We start from the raw sequence: 10,399 nt of genomic DNA, 5'->3' as shown, positions 1-10,399 counted from the left end.
CCGCCCGCCTCTGATCATTTCTGTAGTGCGGTTCTCCTGGCCGGCGACCCACTTCGGTAACTCCTTGCTTATGGACGCAGTCGGTCTGTCACCCTGTCCCCATCGACCGAACCGATTCGTCCGCACCGCTCGGGAGCCGCACATGGGGGCCATTCCGACGCAACGGGAGACCGTCTCCCGTGCCTCCGAGGTGCCCGCGCACGCCTCCGGCGCGACCGCGCACCACGGCGCGGAGGCGTGCCCGGAGGCCTGTACGACGCTACCCGGCAGCCCCCTCGCGCCCGGCTCCGCCCGCGCGCTGCTGCGCACGGCTCTGACGGAGTGGGCGGCCCTCGGATTCGTGATCGCCGAGCGACTGGCCGAGGACGCCGTCATCGTGGTCAGCGAGCTGGTCACCAACGCCGTCGTGCACGCGGGCACCGACGTCGAGCTGACCTGCCGGCTGGAGCCCGGGACCGGCGCCTGCGTCATCGAGGTCCGCGACCACCACCCCTCGCGCGCCCCCCGCGACCACGGCGGCGAGGCGCCGTACGAGCCCGCCGAGTACGGCCGCGGCCTGAGCCTGGTCGCCGCCCTCTCCGAGGCCTGGGGCATCACCTACCGGACCGGCGCCAAGACGGTGTGGGCGCGGCTGCCCGCCGAGGGCGGCACGGTGGACGAGAGCGCACAGGCCTACGACGCCGGGCGCGGACTCGCCGTCGCCGAGGTCCTCGCGCCCGGGCCGCAGTACGCCGGACGGGACCGGGAGTGGCTGGGCCGGGGCGCGCTGTCCTTCCTCGCCGAGGCCTCCGACCTGCTCGCCGGACAGCTCGACGAGGGCCTCGTCGCCTCGCTCACCGGACAGCTGCTCGTCCCCCGGCTGGCCGACTGGTGCGCGGTGTGGCTGGAGGACGAGTCCACCGCGCGGTGGGGGCCCTCCCCCTGGAACAGGGACGGGAGCGGGGCGGGCCGGACCGACGGCACCGGCGCGGCCGGGCCACGGCTCGCCCGTGTCTGGCACGGCAGCGAGCACCACATCGAGGAGCTGCGCCGCCACCTGGAGAAGGACCCGCCGCGTCCGGGCGACGACCTGCGCTCCGGACCCGCCCCCTACCCCTGGCCCGCGGAGGCCCTCGGCCCGCACGCGGCCCACGGCGCGGCGCTCGCGTACCGGCTGATCGCCGGCGGCCGTCCGCTGGGCACGCTGGTCATCGGACGGACCGGGCCGCTCAGTTTCCCCGACGAGGTAACCGGGCTGGTCGAGGACCTCAGCCGCCGGGTCGCGCTCGCCATCGGCGCGGCCCGCCAGTACGCCCGGCAGGCCACCATCAGCGCCGTACTGCAACGCGGACTGCTGCCCGGAGCGGTCGCCGAGATCCCCGGCATGCGCAGCGCCCTCGTCTACGAGCCGTGCGACAAGGGCGGCCCGAGCGGCGACTTCTACGACCTCTTCCCGGCCGGCGACGGCCGCTGGTGCTTCGCCGTCGGCGACGTACAGGGCAAGGGGCCCGAGGCCGCCGTCGTCATCGGGCTCGTCCGGCCCTGGCTGCGGCTGCTGGCCCGCGAGGGGTACGGCGTCGCCGGCGTCCTCGACCGCCTCAACCAGCTCCTCCTCGACGACGCCACCGAGGCCGCCGACGCCGCCGCCCGCGTCCTGGTGGCCGCCGGCGGCCGCGCCCCCGCCCCCGGCGACGGCCCCCAGACCCGGTTCCTGTCCCTCCTGTACGGCGAACTCGTCCCCTTCGACGGCGGCGTCCACTGCACCCTCGCCAGCGCCGGGCACCCGCTGCCGCTGGTCCTCGGGCGCGACGGGGACGTACGTACGGTCGCCCGGCCGCAGACCCTGCTCGGGGTGATCGAGGACGAGACGTACACCTGCGAGACCTTCGACCTCGACCACGGGGACACCCTGCTGTGCGTCACCGACGGCGTCACCGAGCGGCGCTCCGGCTCCCACCAGTTCGACGACGGCGACGGGCTCGCCGCGGCCCTCGCCGGCTGCGCAGGGCTCGACGCGGAACCGGTCGCCGAGCGCATCCGGCAGCTCGTGCACGAGTTCGGGGAACGCCCACCGGACGACGACCTCGCCCTGCTGGTCCTCCAGGCGGAGTAGCGGCCGGGCAACCGTCCGGGTGCGGGACAATGGGACGCATGCCTTCCGCACTCCCCGACGGCGAGCCCGTACCCGACGACGGCGCGCTGCCCGCGCACGCGCTCGCCGGGGCCGCCGGCCGGCCCCTCGGCTTCTACCTGCACGTCCCCTACTGCGCGACCCGCTGCGGCTACTGCGACTTCAACACCTACACCGCCACCGAGCTGCGCGGCACCGGCGGGGTGCTCGCCTCCCGCGACAACTACGCCGGGACCCTCGTCGACGAGGTCCGCCTCGCCCGCAAGGTGCTCGGCGACGACCCGCGCGAGGTCCGTACGGTCTTCGTCGGCGGCGGTACGCCCACACTGCTGGCCGCGGACGACCTGGTGCGGATGCTGGGGGCGATCCGCGACGAGTTCGGCCTCGCGGCCGACGCGGAGGTCACCACCGAGGCCAACCCCGAGTCGGTCGGCCCGGCCTACCTGGCCGCGCTCCGGGAAGGGGGCTTCAACCGGATCTCCTTCGGGATGCAGAGCGCCCGGCAGCACGTGCTGAAGGTCCTCGACCGCACGCACACGCCCGGGCGTCCCGAGGCCTGCGTGGCCGAGGCGCGCGCGGCCGGCTTCGAGCACGTCAACCTCGACCTGATCTACGGCACGCCCGGCGAGTCCGACGACGACTGGCGGGCCTCGCTGGACGCGGCCCTCGGCGCCGGGCCCGACCACGTGTCGGCGTACGCGCTGATCGTGGAGGAGGGCACACAGCTCGCCCGGCGGATCCGGCGCGGGGAGATCCCGACGACGGACGACGACGTGCACGCCGACCGCTACCTGATCGCCGAGGAGACGCTGTCCGCGGCGGGCTTCGCGTGGTACGAGGTGTCCAACTGGGCCACCTCCGAAGCGGGCCGCTGCCTGCACAACGAGCTGTACTGGCGGGGTGCCGACTGGTGGGGCGCGGGGCCCGGGGCGCACAGCCATGTGGGGGGCGTGCGGTGGTGGAACGTCAAGCATCCGGGGGCGTACGCGGCGGCGCTGGCCTCCGGCCGTTCCCCGGGCGCCGGCCGGGAACTCCTCACGGAGGAGGACCGGCGGGTCGAGCGGATCCTGCTGGAGCTGCGGTTGCGGGAGGGCGTCCCGCTGGACCTGCTGCGTGAGGAGGGCCTGGCGGCGTCCCGGCGGGCGCTGTCCGAGGGACTGCTGGAGCAGGGGCCGTACGAGACGGGCCGCGCGGTGCTGACGCTGCGCGGGCGGCTGCTGGCGGACGCGGTGGTGCGGGACCTGGTGGACTGATCCGGTCAGGCGGGTTCGGTCAGACGGGTTCGGTCAGACGGGTTCGGTCACGAAATCGATCAACTGTTCCACCCTTCCCAGTAGCTCCGGCTCCAGGTCCTTGTAGGACCGCACGCGCGCCAGGATGCCCTGCCAGGCCGCTCCCGTGTTCTCCGGCCAGCCCAGGGACCGGCACACCCCCGTCTTCCAGTCCTGGCCGCGGGGGACGGTGGGCCAGTCCCCGATGCCCAGGGAAGACGGCTTCACGGCCTGCCAGACGTCGATGTACGGGTGGCCGACCACCAGGGCGTGTTCGCTGGTCACCGACTCGGCGATGCGCCACTCCTTCGTGCCGGGGACCAGGTGGTCGACGAGGACGCCGAGGCGGGCGTCCGGGCCGGGGGCGAACTCCTCGACGATCGCCGGCAGGTCGTCGACGCCCTCCAGGTACTCCACGACCACGCCCTCGACGCGCAGGTCGTCGCCCCACACCTTCTCGACCAGTTCGGCGTCGTGCCGGCCCTCGACGTAGATGCGTCCGGCGCGGGCCACGCGTGCGCGTGCGTGGGGGACGGCCACCGAACCGGAGGCCGTACGGGTGGGCCGCGGCGGACCGGACGGCGGCCGCACCAGCGTGACCACCCTGCCCTCCAGCAGGAAGCCGCGGGGCTGGAGCGGGAACACCCGGTGCTTGCCGAAGCGGTCCTCCAGCGTCACCGCGCCCGCCTCGCAGCGGATCACCGCCCCGCAGAAGCCGGTGCCCGGCTCCTCCACCACCAGACCGGGCTCGGCCGGGACCTCGGGCACGGCCTTCGGCTTCTTCCACGGAGGGGTCAGGTCGGCGGAGTACGAACGAAGGCGCGGGCCCGGAGGGCCCTCGTCGGAAGGGCGGTGGCGGGAGACGGGTGGGCGCATTCGAGTGACGATAGGAGAAGCCCGCGGCCGATCAGCGCGACACGCCGAAGCGCGCGGCCAGGGCGTCCCGCTGGGCCCGGACGAAGGCCGCGTCCACCACCGCTCCGTGACCGGGAACGTACAGCGCGTCCTCGCCGCCGAGCGCCAGCAGCCGGTCGAGGGCGGCGGGCCACCGGGACGGTACGGCGTCGGGTCCCGCCTGGGGTTCGCCGGACTCCTCGACCAGGTCGCCGCAGAAGACGACGGCCGGCTCGCCCGGGACGACGACCGCGAGATCGTGGGGGGTGTGACCGGGGCCCACATCCGCCAGCAGCACCTCCCGCCCGCCGCCGAGCGGGAGGGTGAGCCGGTCGCGGACCTCGTGGCCGGGTCGTACCAGGGCGTCCGCCGCCTCCTCGGCCGCCCGCGCGTCCAGCCCGTGGCGCACCGCGTCCGCGCGCAGCTCCGCGCGCCCACCGGTGAACACCGCGTCCGCGCCCTCGGCGGCGAAGACCTCCGCGCCGTCGAACGCCGCCGCCCCGAGGACGTGGTCGAAGTGCGGATGCGTCAGCGCGAGAAGCGTCACATCACCACCGGAGAGCTCCCGCGCCTGCGCGCACAGCCGCGCGCCCTCCGCCAGGCTCGACCCCGCGTCGACGAGCAGCGCGCGGTCCGCCCCGACGACCAGCCCGGTCGTGCAGTCCCACACCGGAAGGCGGACCCGTCCGACCCCGTCCGCCAGCCGCTCCCACCCCAGCTCTTCCCAAGTCACGCTCACGCGGCGACGCTAGCCTCACGGGACCGGCCTTGCCCAGGGTGTACCCGACAGCCGTACACTGGGCGGGGTAAAGCTGGCACTCGTATGCGCCGAGTGCCAGACGGGGAAGCCGATCAGTGTTCTGGAGGTGTGCGCGATGCTCAGTGAGCGAAGGCTTCAAGTGCTGCGCGCCATCGTCCAGGACTACGTCGGAACCGAGGAGCCGGTCGGCTCCAAGGCCCTGACCGAGCGGCACGGCCTCGGCGTCTCGCCGGCCACGGTCCGCAACGACATGGCGGCCCTGGAGGAAGAGGGCTACATCGCCCAGCCGCACACCAGTGCCGGCCGTATCCCCACCGACAAGGGGTACCGCCTGTTCGTCGACAAGCTGGCCGAGGTCAAGCCGATGACCGGGCCGGAGCGGCGCGCCATCCAGAACTTCCTCGACGGTGCCGTCGACCTCGACGACGTGGTGGCCCGCACGGTCCGGCTGCTCGCGCAGCTGACCCGGCAGGTCGCCGTGGTGCAGTACCCGTCGCTGACCCGTTCGACCGTGCGGCACGTGGAGCTGCTGCCGCTCGCACCCGCGCGCGTGATGCTGGTGCTGATCACGGACACCGGCCGGGTCGAGCAGCGGATGATCGACTGCCCCGCGCCCTTCGGGGAGACGTCCCTGGCCGACCTGCGGGCGCGGCTGAACAGCCGGGTCGCCGGCCGCCGCTTCACGGACGTCCCGCAGCTGGTGGAGGACCTGCCCGAGGGCTTCGACGTCGAGGACCGCGGGACCGTCTCGACCGTGCTGTCCACTCTCCTGGAGACGCTCGTCGAGGAGAACGAGGAGCGGCTGGTGATCGGCGGCACCGCCAACCTGACCCGCTTCGCGCACGACTTCCCGCTCACCATCCGGCCGGTTCTGGAGGCGCTGGAGGAGCAGGTGGTCCTGCTGAGGCTGCTCGGCGAGATGCAGAATCCGGGCATGACCGTGCGCATCGGTCACGAGAACGCCCACGAAGGACTCAACTCCACGTCCATCGTGTCGGTCGGCTACGGTTCGGGCGGCGAGGCAGTGGCCAAGCTCGGCGTGGTCGGACCGACCCGCATGGACTACCCGGGAACGATGGGAGCGGTACGCGCAGTGGCACGGTACGTCGGACAGATCCTGGCGGAGTCGTAGGTGGCCACGGACTACTACGCCGTTCTCGGCGTGCGTCGCGACGCGTCGCAGGAAGAGATCAAGAAGGCCTTCCGGCGGCTCGCGCGCGAGCTGCACCCGGACGTCAACCCGGATCCGAAGACCCAGGAGCGGTTCAAGGAGATCAACGCCGCCTACGAGGTGCTGTCGGACCCGCAGAAGAAGCAGGTCTACGACCTCGGCGGCGACCCGCTCTCGCAGTCCGGCGGCGCCGGTGCGGGCGGCGGCTTCGGGGCGGGCGCCTTCGGGAACTTCTCCGACATCATGGACGCGTTCTTCGGTACGGCGTCGCAGCGCGGACCGCGTTCGCGCACGCGCCGGGGCCAGGACGCGATGATCCGGCTCGAGGTCGAGCTGGACGAGGCGGCCTTCGGCACGACGAAGGACATCCAGGTCGACACGGCCGTCGTCTGCAACACCTGCAACGGCGAGGGCGCGGCCCCCGGCACCAGCGCGCAGACGTGCGACATGTGCCGCGGCCGCGGTGAGGTCTCGCAGGTCACCCGGTCCTTCCTGGGCCAGGTCATGACCTCCCGCCCGTGCCCCCAGTGCCAGGGCTTCGGCACGGTGGTGCCCACCCCGTGCCCGGAGTGCGCCGGTGACGGCCGCATCCGCGCCCGCCGCACGCTGACCGTGAAGATCCCGGCCGGTGTGGACAACGGCACGCGCATCCAGCTCGCGGGCGAGGGCGAGGTCGGCCCCGGCGGCGGTCCCGCCGGTGACCTCTACGTCGAGATCCACGAGCTGCCGCACCCGACCTTCCAGCGGCGCGGCGACGACCTGCACTGCACGGTCACCATCCCGATGACCGCGGCGGCCCTCGGCACCAAGGTGCCGCTGGAGACCCTGGACGGCCTGGAGGAGGTCGACATCCGCCCGGGCACCCAGTCCGGCCAGTCGATCCCGCTGCACGGCCGGGGCGTCACGCACCTGCGCGGCGGCGGTCGCGGCGACCTCATCGTGCACGTCGAGGTGCAGACCCCGAGCAAGCTCGACCCCGAGCAGGAACGCCTGCTGCGCGAACTGGCCAAGCTGCGCGGCGAGGAGCGCCCGCAGGGGCAGTTCCAGCCGGGGCAGCAGGGGTTGTTCTCGCGGTTGAAGGATGCGTTCAACGGTCGCTGACGGGTGCGTGGGGCTGGGCTGGGGGTCCGGGGGTCGTCCCCCGGGCGGGCGCAGTCAGCCGGGGCAGCAGGGGTTGTTCTCACGGCTCAAGGACGCGTTCAACGGTCGCTGACGGGCCTGCCCTCAAGCGGCCGTTGACAGGGATGCCTCCGACATATGTCGGAGGTCGCCCGGATTCGGACCTGTGGGGAGGACGTGACACCATGCGGTCATGTCCTCCGCGCTGACCGATCTCTTCCCGCACCCGATCGTGCAGGCGCCCATGGCGGGCGGTCCTTCGGTGCCGGGGCTGGCGGCCGCGGTGTCCGACGCGGGCGGACTGGGGTTCCTCGCCGCCGGTTACAAGACCGCCGACGGCATGTACCAGGAGATCAAGCAGCTGCGTGGGCTGACCGGCCGCCCCTTCGGCGTCAACGTGTTCATGCCGCAGCCGGAGAGCGCCGAGACCGGCGCCGTCGACCTCTACGCCCAGCAGCTGGCCGGCGAGACCGGCTGGTACGACACCGAGCTCGGCGACCCGGAGAACGGACGCGACGACGGCTACGACGCCAAGCTCGCCGTGCTGCTGGACGATCCGGTACCGGTGGTCTCCTTCCACTTCGGCGTGCCCGCCCGCGAGGTGGTGGACTCCCTGCACCGGGTCGGCACGTTCGTCCTCGTCACCGCGACCACCGCCGAGGAGGCACTCGCCGTGGACCGGTCGGGCGCGGACGCGGTGATCGCCCAGGGCGTGGAGGCCGGCGGCCACCAGGGCACCCACCGCGACCTGCCGGAGAACGACGGCGCCGGGACCGGCGTGCTCCCGCTCGTCGCGCAGGTCCGCGAGGCGGTGGACATCCCCGTCATCGCGGCCGGGGGCATCATGCGCGGCAGCCAGATCGCCGCCGTGCTCGCGGCGGGCGCGAGCGCGGCCCAGCTCGGCACGGCGTTCCTCGCCACCCCCGAGTCCGGGGCGCACGCCCTGCACAAGCAGGCGCTCACCGACCCCGTCCTCCCGCGTACGGAGCTGACCCGAGCGTTCTCCGGGCGGCCGGCCCGCGGGCTGGTCAACCGCTTCGTGCGGGAGCACGGCCCGTACGCGCCCGCCGCCTACCCGGAGGTCCACCACCTCACCTCACCGCTGCGCAAGGCGGCCGCCAAGGCGGGCGACGCGCAGGGCATGGCGCTGTGGGCGGGTCAGGGCCACCGGATGGCCCGCGAGCTGCCCGCCGGGCGACTGGTGGAGGTGCTGATGACCGAATTCGACGCGGCCAGGGCGGCCTTGTCGGCCCGTCCGGCGGCAGGAGGTGGTGCGCGATGACCGCGCCGGTGTTCGTCGTCGACCAACTGGACGGCATCGGGCCGGAGTTCGTGCTCGACGGCCCCGAAGGGCGGCACGCGGTCTCGGTCAAGCGGCTGCGGCCGGGCGAGGACGTGGTGCTCACCGACGGCCGGGGGCGCTGGACCGAGGGCGTGGTGAAGGCCGCCGAGGGCAAGGACCGGCTGGTGATCACCGGCCTGGAGTCCCCGGCCGAGGAACCGCCGGAGACCCCCCGCATCACCGTCGTCCAGGCCCTGCCCAAGGGCGACCGGGGCGAGCTCGCCGTGGAGACCATGACCGAGGTCGGCGTCGACGCGATCGTGCCGTGGGCCGCCTCCCGCTGCATCACGCAGTGGAAGGGAGACCGGGGTCTGAAGGCGCTCGGCAAGTGGCGCGCGACCGCCCGCGAGGCCGGCAAGCAGTCCCGCCGGGTCCGCTTCCCCGAGGTCGCGGACGCGGCGACGACCAAGCAGGTTGCCGCACTTCTGGCCGAGGCCGACTTCGCCGCCGTACTCCACGAGACCGGCGAGGAACCCCTGGCCACCGTCGAACTCCCCGCCGAGGGCGAGATCGTGCTCGTCGTCGGTCCCGAAGGCGGGGTCTCCCCGGAGGAGTTGGCGATGTTCCGGGAAGCGGGCGCGAAGGCGTACGTGCTCGGACGCACGGTACTGCGCACGTCGACCGCCGGCACGGCGGCGACCGCCCTGCTCCTGGGCCGCACCGGCCGCTGGTCCTGACCCGCGGGAACCACCGGACCCCGCACCGTCTCGACGGGGCGGTCCACAGGGGACGCGATGAAGTCGAGTGGACGGTCGACGGTCCGGCCCGAGTGCCGTGGCCGGTGCCGTCCGCGCGCTGAGACCGGCGACCACCCCGGCCAGGGCAACCCGTCGTCCGGCTCTGTCCACGATCCCCTGGGTGATCATGAGCGCCGTGCCAGGAACCGGGCGACCGGTCCACGAACCGTTTTCCTCCACGGCCCGCCGGACCCACCCTGGCCGTGTTCCGTCTACCGCGCGGGGCGCGGCGGTGGCAGGCTGTCGTGCATGGGGGCATTGAGGCGGATTCCGTATCTGCCGCGCGGGCGGCGGGTGTTGGCCGGGGCGGTGCTCGCGGTGGGCGCCGTGGGTGGTGCCGTCGCCTGCGATCCCGGTGGGCTGAGCACCGCGTCGGCGGCGTACACGACCGACAGGACGGCGACGGACGAGCTGAACCGGCGGCACGCGTCCGTGCGTTGGCTCACCTGCACGGGCGACTACGGCGGCGGCAGGACGTACACGCCGGGGAAGCCGACGCCGTCGGCGTCCGAGACCACCGTGGTCACCGTCGACTGCCGGGGGGAGACGAAGGACGGCCGGAGGATCACCGTCACCGGGAGGGTCACCCGCGCGGTCGACGGCGCCTGTGTGCGCGGGGACCTGACCGCCAAGGTGGGCGGTAAGGTGTGGTTCCACGTGAACGGCCTCGGCGACTGCGACGCCACGACCGGGCCGACGTACCGGCCGCCCGTCACCTACCGGCCCACCCACGGGCAGCCGGGCCCGGTGGTCACGGCGACGGTCACGCGGACGATCTGGTGCCCGGACGACCCCGTCTGCCGGCCCGTCCAGGGCAAGTGAGGCACCGGCTTTCGCGGTGTGGCGCGCGAGGCAGGTGATCCCGCCCCCTGTCGGTGGCCGCCGCCGCTGCGTAGGGTGATCTGGTGACTCAGTCCGCATCGTCTGCGTATCTCCGGTTTCCGCACCCGCACGGCGAGTTGGTCGCCTTCACCGCCGAGGACGACGTGTGGCTC

The 10,399-nt window shown here is 73.7% G+C and carries 9 protein-coding genes; 7 read left to right on the top strand and 2 right to left on the bottom strand.

Going from position 1 to position 10,399, the window contains the following annotated elements; all coding sequences use genetic code 11:
• The first annotated feature begins 142 nt into the window (after nucleotides 1–142).
• Both RH94_RS06460 and hemW read left to right on the top strand, forming a co-directional pair.
• Entirely contained in the window at nucleotides 143–2,092 is a 1,950-nt protein-coding gene (locus RH94_RS06460; protein WP_073946679.1) for a SpoIIE family protein phosphatase, read from the top strand.
• A gap of 38 nt (nucleotides 2,093–2,130) precedes the next feature.
• Nucleotides 2,131–3,363: a radical SAM family heme chaperone HemW gene (gene hemW, locus RH94_RS06455; protein ID WP_073946737.1), complete on the top strand. Its 1,233-nt coding sequence runs from the start codon at nucleotides 2,131–2,133 to the stop codon at nucleotides 3,361–3,363.
• A gap of 33 nt (nucleotides 3,364–3,396) precedes the next feature.
• On the opposite strand, the gene RH94_RS06450 is transcribed toward hemW, so the two are convergent.
• Both RH94_RS06450 and RH94_RS06445 read right to left on the bottom strand, forming a co-directional pair.
• Complete coding sequence (locus tag RH94_RS06450; RefSeq protein ID WP_199880881.1) at nucleotides 3,397–4,257, bottom strand: DUF3097 domain-containing protein; 861 nt, start codon at nucleotides 4,255–4,257, stop codon at nucleotides 3,397–3,399.
• 31 nt (nucleotides 4,258–4,288) lie between these two features.
• Entirely contained in the window at nucleotides 4,289–5,014 is a 726-nt protein-coding gene (locus tag RH94_RS06445) for an MBL fold metallo-hydrolase (RefSeq protein WP_073946678.1), read from the bottom strand.
• A 136-nt stretch (nucleotides 5,015–5,150) separates the two neighbouring features.
• On the opposite strand from RH94_RS06445, the gene hrcA reads away from it, so the two are divergent.
• From hrcA to RH94_RS06420, 5 genes are all read left to right on the top strand, one after another.
• Nucleotides 5,151–6,167, top strand: coding sequence for a heat-inducible transcriptional repressor HrcA (hrcA, locus tag RH94_RS06440; RefSeq protein WP_073946677.1), 1,017 nt, complete (start codon nucleotides 5,151–5,153; stop codon nucleotides 6,165–6,167).
• Entirely contained in the window at nucleotides 6,168–7,307 is a 1,140-nt protein-coding gene (gene dnaJ / locus RH94_RS06435; RefSeq protein WP_073946676.1) for a molecular chaperone DnaJ, read from the top strand.
• Nucleotides 7,308–7,518: 211 nt separating this feature from the next.
• Nucleotides 7,519–8,607: a nitronate monooxygenase gene (locus RH94_RS06430; RefSeq protein ID WP_073946675.1), complete on the top strand. Its 1,089-nt coding sequence runs from the start codon at nucleotides 7,519–7,521 to the stop codon at nucleotides 8,605–8,607.
• Complete coding sequence (locus RH94_RS06425) at nucleotides 8,604–9,344, top strand: 16S rRNA (uracil(1498)-N(3))-methyltransferase (protein ID WP_073946674.1); 741 nt, start codon at nucleotides 8,604–8,606, stop codon at nucleotides 9,342–9,344. The genes RH94_RS06430 and RH94_RS06425 overlap by 4 nt, the downstream gene beginning before the upstream one ends.
• A gap of 309 nt (nucleotides 9,345–9,653) precedes the next feature.
• A complete protein-coding gene (locus RH94_RS06420) occupies nucleotides 9,654–10,226 on the top strand; it encodes a hypothetical protein (RefSeq protein ID WP_199880880.1) in 573 nt (190 codons plus the stop codon).
• The last annotated feature ends 173 nt before the right edge of the window (nucleotides 10,227–10,399 follow it).

Source organism: Streptomyces kebangsaanensis (genome assembly GCF_001906585.1).
Lineage (GTDB): Bacteria > Actinomycetota > Actinomycetes > Streptomycetales > Streptomycetaceae > Streptomyces > Streptomyces kebangsaanensis.
Note: the sequence above shows the minus strand (reverse complement) of the source record. Positions and strands in the feature narration are given on the sequence as shown.